Genomic DNA, 14,625 nt, shown 5'->3' on the forward strand with positions numbered 1-14,625 from the left:
GCCGCGCGTCATTTTTAAAGATGAGATGCCGTCGAGACTACATCTGAAACGATGCGGGTTGTGAAGCGGATCGCGTTTGGGTGCAACATATTTCACGTGGTCGTCCTTCGCCGCCGAAGAAAATTTGTGGCCGGCCATAGCCATATTCCCATTGCCTGCGCTAGAAGGCGGCAAAGGCGGGGGCAATCCGCCCGGAAAAATTTGGAGGAAATGGGGAATGGCATTCCGTTGTGCGGTAGCAATCTGTCTGGCGGCGATGGTCGTGGTGCCGGCTCAGGCACAAGACTATCCGACGAAGACGATTTCGCTGGTCATGGGTTATCCGCCAGGTGGCGGCGTTGATATTCCAGGCCGTTTTTTCGCGGCCAAATTGCAGCGGCTGTCGGGGCAGACGATCATTGTCCTCAATAAACCGGGCGCCAATGGCAATATCGCCGCTCAGGAAGTCGCGCGCGCGACGCCCGATGGCTACACGCTGATGTGGGCGCCGAGCTCGGTCTATTCGGCCAATATGTTCCTCTACAAAAAGCTGAACTACGATGCCCGTCGGGATTTCACGATGATCTCGCCAGGCAGCCAGTATGGCTTCCTGTTGGCGGTCAATCCCAAGAGCCCGGCCAAGACCGTGGCCGAACTGACTGATTTGCTGAAGAAGAAGGGCGACAAGGCTCAGTACGGCTCAGGTAGTTCCACGGGTATGGCGGTGGGCGAGCTCTACAAGTCGATGGTGGGGCTCGAAACCCTGAACGTGCCCTATAAAACGACACAGGATGGTGCACGCGAATTGGGCAATGGCGTGCTTGATTTCATGTTCATCGATGCGCCTTTCGGCATGGGACAGGTGGCGGGCGGTCAGATCAGGGCTTTGGCCGTAACCTTGCCGCAGCGCATGTCTTTTGCGCCTGACATTCCCTCGATGGATGAAGCGGGCGTGAAGGACTATGAGCTGACCGGCTGGATGGCCTTGGCCGCGCCTGCGAAGACTCCGAAACCGATCGTCGATAAATTACGCGGTTGGATGCAGCAAGCCGTGGAAGAACCGGATACGGCCAAATTCCTTGCAACGGCCGCGTCCGTACCCTTTACCTTGTCGCCCGACAAAATCGACGCCTATTGGGATGGGCAGATCGAAAAATGGCGTAAGCTGATCGATCTTGCCAAGATCGAGGCACAATAGGCTGCAATGGATTATTGGTGCGGCATCGCCTGAATGCCGCACCGGATTTCGCGCCTGCGGGCGCCCAGCATAATTGATGGGAGGAAAGTGTGGACGATAAAATGCCCCCCGGCGCAGGCCATAACGTGACGCGGATCGAGGATCCCAAGGGGCCGCTGGCGCCGAAGGCCAGCTTCGGCAGCGACGTGGTCGCCGAAACCCTCCGCGATCTCGATATTCCCTATATCGCGCTCAATCCTGGTGCCAGCTATCGCGGCCTGCACGATTCGATTGTCAACTATCTCGGCAACACCAAGCCGCAGATGCTGCTGTGCCTGCACGAGGAGCACGCGGTCCACATTGCCCAGGGCTGGGCCAAGGTGACCGACAAGGCGATGGCCTGCGCCGTCCACTCCAATGTCGGCTTGATGCATGCCTCGATGGCGATCTTCAACGCCTGGTGCGATCGCATGCCCATCCTCATCATGGGCGCGACCGGCTATCTCGATGCCGCCCGCCGCCGTCCATGGATCGAATGGATCCATACCTCCCGCGACCAAGGCGCGCTCATCCGCAATTATGTGAAGTGGGACGATCAGCCGGGTTCGCCGACAGCGGCGCGCGAGTCCATCGTGCGGGCCCACTGGATTGCCGAGACGACGCCAAAGGGCCCCGTCTATGTCAATCTCGATGTCGGCCTGCAGGAAGATCCGCTGGCGAAGGATCTGCCGCCGATCGATCTCAAGCGCTATGGACCGCCGGTAGAAGTGGCGCCGGGCGAAGGCTTGGTGGCGCAGCTCAAGGCGTTGATCGATGGCGCCAAGAAGCCTGTGATCTTCTATGGTCGCACGTCGCGTGCGCAGGCCGCGTGGGACAATCGCGTCGCTTTGGCTGAACGCCTGGGCGCGCCTGTCATCACCGATCTGAAATCTTGCGCCGCCTTCCCGACGGACCATCCGCTGCACGCCGGCTGTTCCCATGTGCAGGCCGAGAAGCATATCGCGACGATGATCCGCGAGGCGGATCTGATCCTGGCGTTCGATGCGGTCGATCTCGGCGGCTTCCTGCTGTCGTGTGTTGAAGGTGGTGCGCCGGGCGGCAAGATCGTCCATGTGTCGCTCGACCATCGCATCCACAACGGCTGGAGCATGGATCATCAGATGCTGCCGCCGGTCGATCTGTTCATCTCGGCCGAGACGGACCTGACGGTTGCAGCGCTGCTGAAGGCGGTTGGCCCGGGCAAGAAGGACGCCTGGCCGAAGGAAGTGCGTCCGAAGCGGGAGCTGGCGCTGCGCGCGGCGAACGAACAGCCGCTGGTGCGCGATCTGGCCTTGGCCGTCCACAAGAGCCTCGGCAAGCGCGACATCTCCCTGCTGCACACGACGATCGCCTGGCACGAGAGCTGGTGGCCGATCAATCATCCGCTGGGCTATTTCGGCGGCGCGGGCGGTGGTGGTCTTGCGGCTGGCCCTGGCCTGGCTGTCGGCGAAGCGCTGGCGCTGCGTGGCACCGGCCGTTTCCCGGTCGCGGTGGTGGGCGATGGCGACTTCCTGATGGGCGCGACGGTGCTTTGGACGGCGGTGCATTACCGCATTCCGCTGCTGATCGTCGTTTCCAACAATTCCTCGTTCTACAACGATGAATTGCACCAGGAGCGCGTTGCGCATACGCGCACCCGTCCGCCGGAAAACAAATGGATCGGCCAGAAGATGATCGATCCGGATATCGACCTGGCGCAGATCGCCTCGGGTCAGGGCGCGACTGGCATCGGGCCGGTGCGCACCATCGGCGATCTCGAAGCGGCTCTACCCAAGGCCATCGCGGCTGTTGAGGCCGGCGGTGTCGTATTGATCGACGTGCGCGTGGTTCCGGGTTACGCTTAAAACTAAGAACGAGGCGCGCCGGGAGGGCGCGCCTCGTTTCTGATAAAAATAATCGAGGGAGGGAAGAATGACGTCGTGGCTTCGGCGCTTTCTTGTGTGCGCGCTTTTCATCGGCACGGCGGTGCCGGTTGTTGCGCAAGACTCTTTTTCCAAAGATTATCCCACGAGACCGGTGCGCATCCTGATCGGCCTTGCAGCCGGCGGCGGGGCTGACCTGCTCTGTCGCTATTTCGCCGATCAGCTCGCCAAGGCGACCAATCAGACCGTGGTCGTCGAAAACCGGCCGGGTGCCGGCGGCAATCTGGCGACGCAGGCGGTGGCTTCGGCCAAGCCCGATGGCTACACGCTGTTGTTTTCCACCAGCAACCCACTGACGGGCAATTTCTACCTCTACAAGAATCTCGGGTTTAAACTGTCCGACTTCGTGCCGATCACGACATTGGCGCGAGCTGCCTTCGTGCTGGTCGTGCCCGGCAAGTCGGATATCCATAGCGTCGCCGATTTGACGAAAAGCCTGAAGGCGAAAGGCGCGCGGTCACGTTATGGCGCGCCGACGTCGATCTCCTTGGCGTCGGCGGAAATCTATCTCGATGCGATCGGCGTGAGCGCGCAACGTGTGCTTTATAAAGCTTCGACGATGGCGGCGACCGAGCTTGCCGCCGGCGATCTCGATTTCTTCTTCATGGATTCCACCGGCGTCAAAGGACCGGCGGAACGCGGCCAGGTGCGCATGCTCGCCGTCACGTCACCGCAGCGCATTTCGCTAGCGCCTGAGGTGCCGACCATGCAGGAGCAAGGCGTGGCTGATTTCGACATGACGCCCTGGTTCGCGATCTTCGCGCCGGCAGGGACGCCGCAGGATATTCGCGACAAGCTCGAAGGTCTGCTCAACACGATTGTTAAAATGCCTGAGACAGAGGCCTTTCTGCGCAATGCCGCCGCCGATCCCTATCCGGGGAATCCTGATGTGCTGATGGCGACGGTGCGCTCGCAGAGCGAGAAATATCGCAAGCTGTCGGAAGCTGGAAAGCTGCCGCTCGCTGCGGAATAAGCTTGCAAAGGCGGGTGTCATCCCGGATCACGCTGCGCATGTCCGGGACGATACTGAGGGTTTTATTGAAGCGTCTCGCTCAAAACAAAAACTCCCGGACATGAGTCCGGGAGTTCCTGTTCTTGCAAGATGCTACCGGTCAGGCCGCTTGTTCGAGCGCCTGAGTTTCAGCGTCGCCGGCTTCGATAGCGACAGCGACCGATTGCAGGATGGCGGCATAACGCACCGCTGTCTGCACTGTCACCGCTTCGACGCCATGGTCGCGCAGCACTTTCTCATGGGCATCGATGCACATGCCGCAGCCGTTGATGGCGGAGACCGCCAGCGACCACAGTTCAAAATCAGTCTTCGGAACACCCGGATTGCCGATGACGTTCATGCGCAGCTTTGCCGGCAACGTGCCGTATTCCTTGTTCGAAGCGAGATGAACAAAGCGATAGTAGACATTGTTCATCGCCATGATCGACGCCGCGGCGCGGGCCGCCTGAGCGGCTTCGGGCGAAAGCAGCGATGCTGCTTCCGCGCCGATGGCGCGTGCCACTTCGGCGTTTCGCGTCGAGATCGCCACCGCCAGCAGCAGACCCCATTTGGTCTGCTGACCGAGGCTCTCGTCGCTGGCCAGCGACGAGAGGTTGAGGCGGACATCCTTGGCGAAATCAGGAATACGGGCCTTCAGAGCTTCGATGCTCATGATGCACTTCCTTCCGAATTAGGCTGCCGAATTAAGCAGCCTTCAAGGTTTCGCCGCCGACTTCGCGGTTACAGGCGCACAGCTCGTCGGTCTGCAGGGCGTCGAGAACGCGCAGCGTGTCCTTCGGCGCGCGGCCGACGCTCGAGGCCGTCGCATAGACGTGCTGGATGACGTTGTGCGGATCGACGATGAAGGTGTAGCGGTGGCAGGTGCCGTCTTCGGCGCGCACGCCGAGACCATCGACCAGCGAACCCTTGGTGTCGGCGAACTGCCAGATCGGCAGGCTCTTCAGGTCCTTGTGGTCACGGCGCCAGGCGAGCTTGACGAATTCGTTGTCGGTCGAGCCGCCGAGGACGACGGCGTCACGGTCAGCGAATTCCTTGCCGAGGCGGGCGAATTCGGCGATCTCCGTCGGGCAGACGAAGGTGAAGTCCTTGGGATAGAAGAAGATGATCTTCCACTTGCCGGCGAAGCTGTCCTGGGTAAGGGCTTCGAAGGCGCTGACACCCTTTTCTTCATGGTTGTTGAACCCGGGCTTCACGCCGGTGATGTCAAAAGCGGGCAATTTCGAGCCGATGCCGAGCATGTATCTCTCTTTCTTGTTTGGGAGCGGTTTGGCCGCGATGGTGTCAACGTCGACCTGGACGTGCCCTTTCGGGCGCCCTTGGCTTCCGGACATGCTCAAGATAGGAATTTATGAGGCATCGTTCCAATCGATTGTGCCTAAAAGAACGATAGATATTCTCTATAATTAGATTGATTCTATTTTGAATCAGCTACTTATGGGGTCGGTAGAGACGCAATCCGAAACGAAAAAAGGAGATAGGGAGTGACCAAAGCGATCCGTATTCACGGCCATGGCGGGCCCGAAGTCATGCGCTTCGAGGAGATCGAATTGCCGCCACCGGGGCCGGGTGAGGTGCGGGTGCGCCACACCGCCGTGGCGCTGAATTTTTCCGATATCAACGTCCGGCGCGGCGGCTTCTATCAGAAAGAGCCGCTGCCGATGCCGATCATCCTGGGCAATGAGGCGGCGGCGGTGGTGACCGAACTCGGCCCCGATGTCACGGAGTGGCGGGTCGGCGACCGGGTCGGCTATGTCGGCATGGGCGCGAGCTTCTTTCAAAACACCGGCTCCTATGCGCAGGAGCGCAATGTCTTCGCCGCGCGGCTGGCGCCGATTCCCGACAACATTTCGGACGTGCAGGCGGCCTCGCTCATGCTCAAGGGGCTCACCGCCTCCAACATCATCAACAAGATCTATCGGCCAAAGCCCGACGACACGGTGCTGATCCATGCGGCGGCGAGCGGTGTCGGCCTCATCCTGGTGCAATGGTGCAAGCATCATGGCGCAACGGTGATCGGCACGGTTGGCAGTGCGGACAAGGCGGAGATCGCCAAGGCCCATGGCTGCGATCACACGATCCTCTATCGGCAGACGGACTTCGTTCAGGCGGTGAAGGCGATCGTGCCGCAAGGGGTGACGGCGGTGCTCGATGGGGTCGGCAAGGACACGTTCGTTCCGTCGATGGATTGCACGGCGCCGTTTGGCACCCTGGTCAACTATGGCAATGCTTCGGGCCATGTGCCGCCCATCGATATTCTCGACCTGTCGCTGAAGGGCACGCTCAATCTGTGGCGCCCCGGGGTGCATTATTTCCTCGGCGATCCGGTGCGCTTCCGCGCTTTGATGGCGGATCTGTTTGAGCTAGTCGGCCTGGGCGTGCTGAAGACCGTGGCGACGCGTACCTATCCGCTGCAGGATGCGGCGATCGCCCATCGCGACGCTGAAAGCGCCGCCCATGCGGGGCCTGTCGTGCTATTGCCATGACAGTCGGCATGATTTGAGGAGAGTGCGATGACATTGCAGCAATTGCGTTTGCTGCGGGAGATTTCCAGAGCCGGCCTGAATATTTCGGCCGCCTCTGGCGCTTTGAGGACATCGCAGCCGAATGTCAGCCGCCAGATCAAGGCCTTGGAGGCCGAGATCGGCATCGAGCTGTTGATGCGCAAGAAGAATCGTATCGTCGGTTTCACCACCGGCGGACGCGCTGTGCTGCAACAGGCTGAACGCATCCTGCGTCAGATCGAAACGATCTCCGATATCGCGCAGGATGCACGTGGCGGTGGCGAAGGACGTTTGATCGTCGCCACGAGCCATCTGCATGCGCGCTATACATTGCTCGATCCTTTTGCCCGTCTGCGTGAAAAGCATCCGAAGGTCGAGTTGCTCTTGATCCAGGCCGATCAGAAGGATTTGCCGCGCCTCGTGCAAGATGGCGAAGCCGATCTGGGGATCAGCACGGGGGACGCGCAGGCTGGCCGGTCATCGGCCGAAGTGGCGACGCTGAAGGGCGAGGTGATCAAGCGCAGCGCCATCATGCTGCGTCAGCATCCTCTGGCGGCGAAGAAGAACCTCAGCCTCGTCGATCTGACGCATTACCCCTTCATTGGCTACAATCCGCGTTCGGTCGGTGGACGCATGATCGCTGATGCGGTCCAGAAAGCCGGTATCGATCTGCGGCCCATCGTGCAGGCCGAGGATTCAGACGTTATTCGCGCCTATGTCGAACATGGACTGGGGGTTGGCATCGTGCCGACCATGTGTATCGCGGGCAAAACGCGGTTGCATGCGACCGATGCGACGCATCTGTTCGCGGCGACGACCGTTGACGTATCATTGCGCCGCGATCTTTATTTGCGGTCCTATATCACCGATTTCATCCAGATGGCCTCGCCGAAATGGACGGCGAGTGCCATCAAGCGCGCCCTGGCGGCGCCTGTCGCCAAGCCACGCAAGAGTTAAGCCGCACAAGAGCTGATTATTTCGCCGCTGCGATTTTCTGGACGATTGGAATCCAGCGGTCGAATTCCTCGCGCACGAAGGCGTCGGTTTCCGCTGGGCCGAGATACAAGGGTTCGGTGCCGACCTTGCGCATATGCGCCTGGAACGCCTCGTTGCGCGACAGTTTTTCGAGGATGCCACCGAGATAGGCGACGAGCTCCGGCGGGGTCTGCGCCGGTGCGAACAGGCCGGTCCAAGAACCAACGGAATAGTCGACCACGCCCTGTTCCTGCACGGTCTTGAGATCAGGCTCACTGGCGGCGCGGTGATCCGAGGAGACGCCGAGATTGAGGATCGTGCCGGCCTTCGCTTGCGCGAGCGCGGAGGGAAGGGTGAGCCAAGCCAGCTCAATGCGGCCCGTCATCAGATCGTTGAGGGCTTGGACGCCACCTTGATAGGGCACATGGGTGATCTTCATGCCGGTGCGCGCGGCGAAGAGTTCTCCGGCGAAGTGCGGGCTGCTGCCGGTGCCACTGGAGCCAAAGAAGAGCTCCTTCTTGATTTTAAGGAGATCCGTTACCGTTTTGACCTCTAGCCCCGGCCAAGCGCTGAGGACCAGCGGCACATCGTTGAGAATGCCGATGGCGGCAAAAGAGGTGCGCGGATCGTAAGTGGGATCGGCCTTCGCCAGATAAGCGAAGAGGTGACTTGAAGCCGAGCTGATCAGCAAGGTCGAGCCATCGGGCTTGGCGCGCGCGACGAAACCGACGCCGACATTGCCGCCGGCGCCCGGCTTGTTTTCGACCACGACACTGCGGTCGATTGCTTTCGAAAGCTCCGGTGCCAGCAAGCGGGCTGTGACGTCGTTGGCGCCGCCGGGCGTGAAAGGAACAATGATCGTCACGGGGCCGGATGGTAGGGCGGGCTGCGCGCGGGCCGTGGTGACCGCGAGCGCCGCGGCCAGGATTGCGCCGGCACGCGTGGCGAAAAATCGAAGGTGGGCCATTATCGTCTCCCTAGTATTTTTTGGGCCGCGTGGGCGGCTATCATTGATGAGAATGGGTGATGCGCCAGGTCGAGCGCCGGGCGTTCATGAACTTCGAACGCATGCGCTCGGTCCAAGGTGTCTTGCGTGCGACGAGCCCTTGCGGGCTTTCGAAGGCGCTGACGTCGGACAGGTCGTAGGCGGTCAGGTAACGCGGCTTGGCGTTGACGGCTTCGTAGCGGCGGGCGCGCAGGATACCGGGCACCGTTACCAGACGCGGCAGATGTTCGACATCGTACCACTGGGTGTATTCAGCGACGATGTCGTCGGGGATGTCGGTCTGCACCAAATAAAGGAAAGACGCTGCGGTTGCGCCGCCGTCGCCGACGTCACGGGCCAAAGCAAAAATGCTGATCTCCTGTGTGCCGGTCTCTTGCGTGCCCGGTATGGCGATGGATTGCGCCGTGGCACTCTCGATCCATAAAAGCCGTTGGGCGGAATCGACACTTTCGGCGCTGCGCACGAATGCGTCAGCGCCGCTGTTTGCACCCGACATGTCCGCATCGCCGCGGATCATGCACAGGTGCGACCTTTGCGATGCACCGGTCACGCGGGCGTCCCGCCCTGGAGCATGAGGCGATACAGGTAACGCACTTCCGCGACTGGATAGTCGCCGTTGGCCTTGTGCATCAGGCAGCGATTGTCCCATATGACCATGTCGCCTTCGAGCCACTTGTGACGATATTGAAAGCGATCCTGGGTCGCATGTTCGAGTAGGTCGTCGAGCAGGGGCGCCGTTTCCTCGCGCTCGATGCCAATGATGCGCTCGATGCGGATAGGATTAATGTAGAGTGCCTTGCGGCCGCTGATCGGATGCGTGCGCACCAGCGGATGGATGACTTCTGCAGTTGCTTTGGTTTTGGTTTCGTCCTTCAGCGCCATCAGTTTCCGGGTGCTGAATGAGCTTTGATAAACATGGACCGCCTGCATCTTGTCGATGCGGGCTTTCATCGTTTGCGACAGGGCGTCATAGGCCTCGTACATATTGACGAATTGGGTGTCGCCGCCGGTCTTCGGCAGCTTCACTGCATGCAAAACGGTCGCCTTGGGCGGCTGCGCATCGTTGGAATGGTCGGTGTGATAGCCTTCGCCGGGGATGTAGACCTTACCATCCTCGAAGGTGTCCTGGTTCGAGATGTAATGGATATCGGGACATTCGGGCACGGAAAAGCGCGTGTTGTGCTGCGGGAAAATGGTGCCAAACACCTGCGCGGCGGCGAGGAATTGATGCGGGTCGAGTTTCTGGCCGCGAATGGCGAGCACGGTGTGCTTGATAAAAGCGTCGTTCAATTTCTGGCGTAGGGCGGCGTCGACCGGGCGGCTCAGGTCGACGTTGAGAATCTCCGCGCCTGTATGGGCGGAGAGCGGGTTGACGACGATGTCGATGGTCTCGGACATTTGAGGGGGCCTCTTGAAAACGTGCGCAGTGGATGAGGCCAAACTAGTTAGCGCCTGATATGCGTTCAAAGACTTATTTGCGATGAAACGATGCCTTGTAGGCATGGTGAGCGGGGCTTGCTCAGGCGGCAATTGCTGCAACTTTTCTTGCCTCGCCGCCGGGTTCTGACTATATCCGGCTTCCCCGCATCGCTTACGCCGGCTCGTTTCGGCGATTGAGCCCAGGAGACGATATGATTTCCGTCACTTTTCCCGACGGCGCGCAGCGCCAATTCTCCCCCGGCATCACTGGCTTCGACATCGCCAAGGGCATTTCGCCCTCGCTGGCCAAGCGCACCGTGGCCATGGCTGTCGATGGCACGGTCACCGATCTGGCCGATCCTTTAACCAAGGATGTGAAGCTCGAATTCATCAACCGGGACGATCCGCGCGCGCTGGAGCTGATCCGGCACGACTGCGCCCATGTGCTTGCCGAAGCCGTGCAGAGCCTGTGGCCTGGCACGCAGGTGACCATCGGTCCGGTCATCGAGAACGGCTTCTATTACGATTTCGCCCGCAACCAGCCGTTCACGCCGGAAGATTTCGTCGCCATCGAAAAGAAGATGCGCGAGATCATCGCGCGCGACGCGCCCTTCACCAAGGAGGTCTGGAGTCGCGATAAGGCGATCAGCTTCTTTGAAGAGAAGGGTGAGGCGTTCAAGGTGGAGCTGGTCGGCGCCATTCCGGCGGATCAGGATCTGAAGATTTACAAGCAGGGCGACTGGCTCGATCTGTGCCGTGGTCCGCACATGACCTCGACCGGCAAGATCGGCGCGGCCTTCAAGCTGATGAAGGTGGCGGGCGCTTATTGGCGTGGCGATTCGACCAAGCCGATGCTCAGCCGCATCTACGGTACGGCCTTCGCCAAGCAGGAAGACCTCGACACTTATCTGCATCAGCTCGAAGAGGCCGAGCGCCGCGACCATCGCCGCCTGGCCCGTGAGATGGACCTGTTCCATTTTCAGGAGGAAGGGCCGGGCGCGATCTTCTGGCATCCCAAGGGCTGGACGCTGTTCCAGACCCTGATGGCTTATATGCGCCGCCGCCTCGCCGTCGATTATGCTGAGGTCAACGCGCCGCAGGTGCTCGACAAGTCGCTTTGGGAAACCTCCGGCCATTGGGGCTGGTATCGCGAAGCGATGTTCATGGCGAAGCCGGCCGGTGACGACGCCGACGACGAGCGCATTTATGCGCTCAAACCCATGAACTGCCCTGGCCATGTGCAGATTTTCAAGCATGGCCTGCGCTCCTATCGCGAATTGCCGATGCGGCTCGCCGAGTTCGGCATCGTGCATCGCTACGAGCCGTCAGGCGCTCTGCATGGCGTCATGCGCGTGCGCGCCTTCACCCAGGACGATGCGCATATCTTCTGCACGGAAGAACAGCTCGCTGAAGAGTGCTTGAAGATCAACGATCTGATCCTGTCGGTCTATCGCGATTTTGGCTTCGATAAGATCGTGGTGAAGCTGTCGACCCGGCCGGAGAAGCGCGTCGGCACCGATGCGATGTGGGATCATGCCGAAGGCGTGATGATGCGCGTGCTTGATGAGATCAAGGCGCGCCACGGCAATATCGTGACGACGGCGCTCAATCCGGGCGAAGGCGCGTTCTACGGGCCGAAGTTCGAATATGTGTTGCGCGATGCCATCGGTCGCGATTGGCAGTGCGGCACGACCCAAGTCGACTTTAATCTGCCGGAGCGGTTCGGCGCCTTCTATATCGCCGCCAATGGCGAGAAGACGCCGCCGGTCATGGTGCATAGGGCGATCTGCGGCTCGCTCGAACGCTTCACCGGCATTCTGATCGAGCATCACGCCGGGCATCTGCCGCTGTGGCTGTCGCCGACCCAGATCGTCGTCGCGACGATCACCCAGGAAGCCGACGATTACGCCATGGAAGTGACGGCGCTGGCGCGCAAGCGCGGCCTGCGTGTCGATCCCGATCTGCGCAACGAGAAGATCAACTACAAGGTGCGCGAGCATTCGCTGGCGAAAATCCCAGTCATGCTGGTCGCCGGCCGCAAGGAAGCCGCCGAGCGCACCGTGTCGATCCGCCGGTTGGGTTCGCAGCAGCAGGTGTCGATGTCCCTCGACGAGGCGCTTGCTATGCTCGTCGACGAAGCTATTCCGCCGGACGTGCGCCGGGGGGATGATTGATCAGTTAGGCATCAGTTAGTCATGGCGCGATCGAGCGCCATGCGCTGGCCTGGTGTCGGGCTCCCGAGATAGCGAGGGCGGCCACCCTCGCTGACGAGCGAGCCGACAGCGCTCGACGCATCGAGGCTGAAAAGAATGTGCAGCTCGTTGCCGGCGCAGTCATGCGGCTTGCAGACGGTGGCGGCCTGCATCCTGCGGCCATCAACGGTGATCTGCTTCAATGGGCCGGCGACGCCGGGGCCGCCTTTGCCGAAGTTGATGAGCCAGCCAGGAACATTTCGCTCGCTGGCGAGCATGGCGTTCCAGGCTTTATGATAGGCGGGCTTCTTCAGCGCATCGAAGAGATATTCATCCTCGGCACGCGCCGCGCCAATGCCCAGCGCTGCAGTCAGGCCAGCGATCGTCAGAGCGCGGATGAGGGAATGACGCATGAGGACTCGCGCCGGTTCAGAAGGCCTTGAAAGTGATGATGGTGCGCGTGTCGACGATGCCAGGAATGGGCTGCACCTTTTCGCCGACGAAATGGCCGATATCGACGTCCTTATCGACATAGAATTTGGCCAGAATGTCGTAATTGCCGGCGATCGAATAGATTTCAGAGGCGATTTCGGCTTCGGCCAGGGCGCTTGCGACCATATAGGTCTTGCCCAGCGCGCATTTGATCTCGACGAAAAAAGTCTGCATTCCGCTCTCCTGCGCCCGCTTCGCTGCGCGCTCTCAACTGTTTTTCTATAACTATTTTGCCAGCACTTCCACATCGCGGTCGCGCGCGGAGCGTACTTCAAATGTGCTCTGGTAGGTCTTGCCGTCACGCCGCGCGATCGCCGCATATTCGCCCTCGGCCAGAACCAGGGATGGGAAGGCGCCGATCATTTCGCGCAACACGTCGCCGCCTGGCGTCAGTACGGTGAAACTGGTGTTGGCCAGGGCTTCGCCGCCTGGTGTGTTGACCAGTTTGAGCGTGATCAATGCGGCGCGATGTTTCAGCGTGGTGACGGTGACCTTGCCCGGCTGGATGCGCAGATCCGCTTCGACCACCGAGTTGGTGGCATTGCCGCCGCCGCCGGCGGAGCCGCCAGGGGCAGGTCCTTCCAGATAGGTGGAGACGATGTGATAGGTGCCTTCCGGCAGGCGCACGGTCTGGCCGGCCTTCACGTCGCGGGCCACGAGCTTCGCCTGCGGGTTGCCGCCATCGGGCACATAGATCGACAGGCTCAGCCGGTCTGGTGGGATTCTGGCATCGCCGAGCATGCCGATGACGCGCAAGGCGCCGGCATTGAGCTGCAGCCGCTCGCTGACATTGCGGCCATTGATGGTGACGCGGCGCGTGGCGCTGGCGAGGCCCCAGGCGACATGGACGATGTAGTCGCCGTTGGGCAGGCTGAAGGTCGGCGTTTCCTCGCGGGCGCTCGCTTGCTCCGGTCGGCTGCCGTCATCTTCGGCCCGTTCTTTGAAAATCCGCCAGACCAGCCCGGTGGGTGAAGTCTTGGCGTCACCGCCGGCAAAGCTGGCTGAAAGACTGAGCGAGCCGCCCGAGGCAGGTGACTGGCCGCTGGGCAAGCCGGTGCTGGGCGTCGTTTGCGCGGCGACGAGCGTCGCCGATGCCAGAAGCGCCAAAAGCGCCAGCAAACGTCGCGTGAGCAAACCTTTCATCCGCCTACGGTCTCCAACACAGTCTGACACGGCATTCCCCAATCCAGCTCCGGCGTCAACTCGCCCTCAATTGCGGCCCGGGGATGGCGGCAAGAGGCTTCTCAAGCGGACCTCTTAAGTCTGCTCTTTCTGGCCGGGCGCTCCTCCTATAGAAGGCGTCAGCTTGTTCAATTTTCACCAGAAACTTTGGAATCGTTATGAATTCAACGATTGATATGCTGAAAAGCCGCCGCTCGGTACCGCCTCTGGCCATGTCCGGGGTTGGGCCAGATGCCGCTCAGCTCGACACCCTGCTGACCTTGGCGGCGCGGGTACCGGACCATGGCAAGCTCGTCCCCTGGCGCTTCATCGTCTACGCCGGCGAAGGTCGGGCCCGGGCTGGAGAGGCCATTCTGGCGGCTTTCGATGCGGCCAATCCAGGTGTCGACGAAAGTCGGCGTACGCTCGAGCGCCAGCGGTTCAGCTATGCGGCGGTCGTCGTCGGCGTCGTGTCGAAGCCCGTCGTTCATGCCAAGATTCCCGAATGGGAGCAGGTGCTGTCGGCTGGCGCTGTGTGCATGAACCTGACCGTCGCCGCCAATGCCATGGGCTTTGCCACGTCCTGGCTGACGCAATGGTATTGCTATGATCCGGCGGCCTCCACCGCGCTTGGCTTGCGCCCGGGCGAAAAGTTCGCCGGCTTCTTGCATATCGGCACCAGCAACAGCGTGCCGGAAGACCGGCCGCGCCCGGCGCTCGATACCATCGTCACCCGTTTCTGAGCGGAGC

At 61.1% G+C, this 14,625-nt stretch carries 15 protein-coding genes; 7 read left to right on the plus strand and 8 right to left on the minus strand.

Annotated features, from left to right (window positions below):
- Positions 1–217 precede the first annotated feature (217 nt).
- The 3 genes from BLW50_RS26395 (at position 218) to BLW50_RS26405 (ending at position 4,090) form a co-directional block, all read left to right on the plus strand.
- Positions 218–1,177 carry a Bug family tripartite tricarboxylate transporter substrate binding protein gene (locus BLW50_RS26395; RefSeq protein WP_090707864.1) on the plus strand — a complete coding sequence of 320 codons (960 nt, stop codon included), beginning with the start codon at positions 218–220 and terminating at the stop codon, positions 1,175–1,177.
- Positions 1,178–1,266: 89 nt separating this feature from the next.
- Positions 1,267–3,039 carry a thiamine pyrophosphate-binding protein gene (locus BLW50_RS26400; RefSeq protein WP_244544409.1) on the plus strand — a complete coding sequence of 591 codons (1,773 nt, stop codon included), beginning with the start codon at positions 1,267–1,269 and terminating at the stop codon, positions 3,037–3,039.
- Between the two features lie 67 nt (positions 3,040–3,106).
- Complete coding sequence (locus BLW50_RS26405) at positions 3,107–4,090, plus strand: tripartite tricarboxylate transporter substrate binding protein (RefSeq protein WP_090707869.1); 984 nt, start codon at positions 3,107–3,109, stop codon at positions 4,088–4,090.
- 139 nt (positions 4,091–4,229) lie between these two features.
- Here BLW50_RS26405 and BLW50_RS26410 read toward each other — a convergent pair whose 3' ends face one another.
- Positions 4,230–4,781, minus strand: a complete 552-nt coding sequence (locus BLW50_RS26410) for an alkylhydroperoxidase, AhpD family (protein ID WP_090707871.1) — start codon at positions 4,779–4,781, stop codon at positions 4,230–4,232.
- Between the two features lie 31 nt (positions 4,782–4,812).
- The gene (locus BLW50_RS26415; protein WP_090709768.1) at positions 4,813–5,367 is read right to left on the minus strand and encodes a peroxiredoxin; all 555 of its coding nucleotides are present in this window, start codon (positions 5,365–5,367) and stop codon (positions 4,813–4,815) included.
- Between the two features lie 243 nt (positions 5,368–5,610).
- Here BLW50_RS26415 and BLW50_RS26420 point away from each other — a divergent pair, with 243 nt between their 5' ends.
- Together BLW50_RS26420 and BLW50_RS26425 are read left to right on the plus strand one after the other, a co-directional pair.
- Positions 5,611–6,612, plus strand: a complete 1,002-nt coding sequence (locus BLW50_RS26420; protein WP_090707874.1) for a quinone oxidoreductase family protein — start codon at positions 5,611–5,613, stop codon at positions 6,610–6,612.
- Between the two features lie 27 nt (positions 6,613–6,639).
- Entirely contained in the window at positions 6,640–7,587 is a 948-nt protein-coding gene (locus tag BLW50_RS26425; RefSeq protein ID WP_090707877.1) for a LysR substrate-binding domain-containing protein, read from the plus strand.
- 16 nt (positions 7,588–7,603) lie between these two features.
- Here BLW50_RS26425 and BLW50_RS26430 read toward each other — a convergent pair whose 3' ends face one another.
- Genes BLW50_RS26430 through BLW50_RS26440 form a run of 3 tightly spaced genes read right to left on the minus strand, consistent with a single transcriptional unit; the run spans position 7,604 to position 10,150 of the window.
- Positions 7,604–8,572, minus strand: coding sequence for a Bug family tripartite tricarboxylate transporter substrate binding protein (locus BLW50_RS26430; RefSeq protein WP_090707879.1), 969 nt, complete (start codon positions 8,570–8,572; stop codon positions 7,604–7,606).
- A 40-nt stretch (positions 8,573–8,612) separates the two neighbouring features.
- Positions 8,613–9,107 (minus strand): DUF4286 family protein, encoded by a 495-nt coding sequence (locus tag BLW50_RS26435; RefSeq protein WP_139267752.1) that lies wholly within the window; start codon positions 9,105–9,107, stop codon positions 8,613–8,615.
- A gap of 50 nt (positions 9,108–9,157) precedes the next feature.
- Positions 9,158–10,150, minus strand: a complete 993-nt coding sequence (locus BLW50_RS26440; RefSeq protein WP_139267753.1) for a TauD/TfdA dioxygenase family protein — start codon at positions 10,148–10,150, stop codon at positions 9,158–9,160.
- A gap of 92 nt (positions 10,151–10,242) precedes the next feature.
- Between BLW50_RS26440 and thrS the strand changes: the two genes are divergently transcribed.
- Positions 10,243–12,204, plus strand: coding sequence for a threonine--tRNA ligase (thrS, locus tag BLW50_RS26445; RefSeq protein ID WP_090707887.1), 1,962 nt, complete (start codon positions 10,243–10,245; stop codon positions 12,202–12,204).
- Positions 12,205–12,215: 11 nt separating this feature from the next.
- Here thrS and BLW50_RS26450 read toward each other — a convergent pair whose 3' ends face one another.
- The 3 genes from BLW50_RS26450 to BLW50_RS26460 are packed head-to-tail and all read right to left on the minus strand — an operon-like array spanning position 12,216 to position 13,857.
- Complete coding sequence (locus tag BLW50_RS26450) at positions 12,216–12,635, minus strand: Ivy family c-type lysozyme inhibitor (RefSeq protein WP_090707889.1); 420 nt, start codon at positions 12,633–12,635, stop codon at positions 12,216–12,218.
- Positions 12,636–12,651: 16 nt separating this feature from the next.
- Positions 12,652–12,888, minus strand: coding sequence for an Lrp/AsnC ligand binding domain-containing protein (locus BLW50_RS26455; protein ID WP_090707893.1), 237 nt, complete (start codon positions 12,886–12,888; stop codon positions 12,652–12,654).
- A gap of 51 nt (positions 12,889–12,939) precedes the next feature.
- The gene (locus tag BLW50_RS26460; RefSeq protein ID WP_090707895.1) at positions 12,940–13,857 is read right to left on the minus strand and encodes a hypothetical protein; all 918 of its coding nucleotides are present in this window, start codon (positions 13,855–13,857) and stop codon (positions 12,940–12,942) included.
- Positions 13,858–14,054: 197 nt separating this feature from the next.
- Here BLW50_RS26460 and BLW50_RS26465 point away from each other — a divergent pair, with 197 nt between their 5' ends.
- A complete protein-coding gene (locus BLW50_RS26465) occupies positions 14,055–14,618 on the plus strand; it encodes a nitroreductase family protein (protein ID WP_090707898.1) in 564 nt (187 codons plus the stop codon).
- Positions 14,619–14,625 lie beyond the last annotated feature (7 nt).

The sequence above is a fragment of the Beijerinckia sp. 28-YEA-48 genome (assembly GCF_900104955.1).
In the GTDB taxonomy this organism is placed as follows: domain Bacteria; phylum Pseudomonadota; class Alphaproteobacteria; order Rhizobiales; family Beijerinckiaceae; genus Terripilifer.

Bases quoted from the DNA above. Each gene is read 5' to 3' on its own strand.
- BLW50_RS26450 (WP_090707889.1), bottom strand. From the start codon at position 12,635: ATGCGTCATTCCCTCATCCGCGCTCTGACGATCGCTGGCCTGACTGCA.
- BLW50_RS26410 (WP_090707871.1), bottom strand. From the start codon at position 4,781: ATGAGCATCGAAGCTCTGAAGGCCCGTATTCCTGATTTCGCCAAGGAT.
- BLW50_RS26430 (WP_090707879.1), bottom strand. From the start codon at position 8,572: ATGGCCCACCTTCGATTTTTCGCCACGCGTGCCGGCGCAATCCTGGCC.
- BLW50_RS26405 (WP_090707869.1), top strand. From the start codon at position 3,107: ATGACGTCGTGGCTTCGGCGCTTTCTTGTGTGCGCGCTTTTCATCGGC.
- BLW50_RS26455 (WP_090707893.1), bottom strand. From the start codon at position 12,888: ATGCAGACTTTTTTCGTCGAGATCAAATGCGCGCTGGGCAAGACCTAT.
- BLW50_RS26435 (WP_139267752.1), bottom strand. From the start codon at position 9,107: ATGTCGGGTGCAAACAGCGGCGCTGACGCATTCGTGCGCAGCGCCGAA.
- BLW50_RS26415 (WP_090709768.1), bottom strand. From the start codon at position 5,367: ATGCTCGGCATCGGCTCGAAATTGCCCGCTTTTGACATCACCGGCGTG.
- BLW50_RS26465 (WP_090707898.1), top strand. From the start codon at position 14,055: ATGAATTCAACGATTGATATGCTGAAAAGCCGCCGCTCGGTACCGCCT.
- thrS (WP_090707887.1), top strand. From the start codon at position 10,243: ATGATTTCCGTCACTTTTCCCGACGGCGCGCAGCGCCAATTCTCCCCC.
- BLW50_RS26425 (WP_090707877.1), top strand. From the start codon at position 6,640: ATGACATTGCAGCAATTGCGTTTGCTGCGGGAGATTTCCAGAGCCGGC.
- BLW50_RS26395 (WP_090707864.1), top strand. From the start codon at position 218: ATGGCATTCCGTTGTGCGGTAGCAATCTGTCTGGCGGCGATGGTCGTG.
- BLW50_RS26460 (WP_090707895.1), bottom strand. From the start codon at position 13,857: ATGAAAGGTTTGCTCACGCGACGTTTGCTGGCGCTTTTGGCGCTTCTG.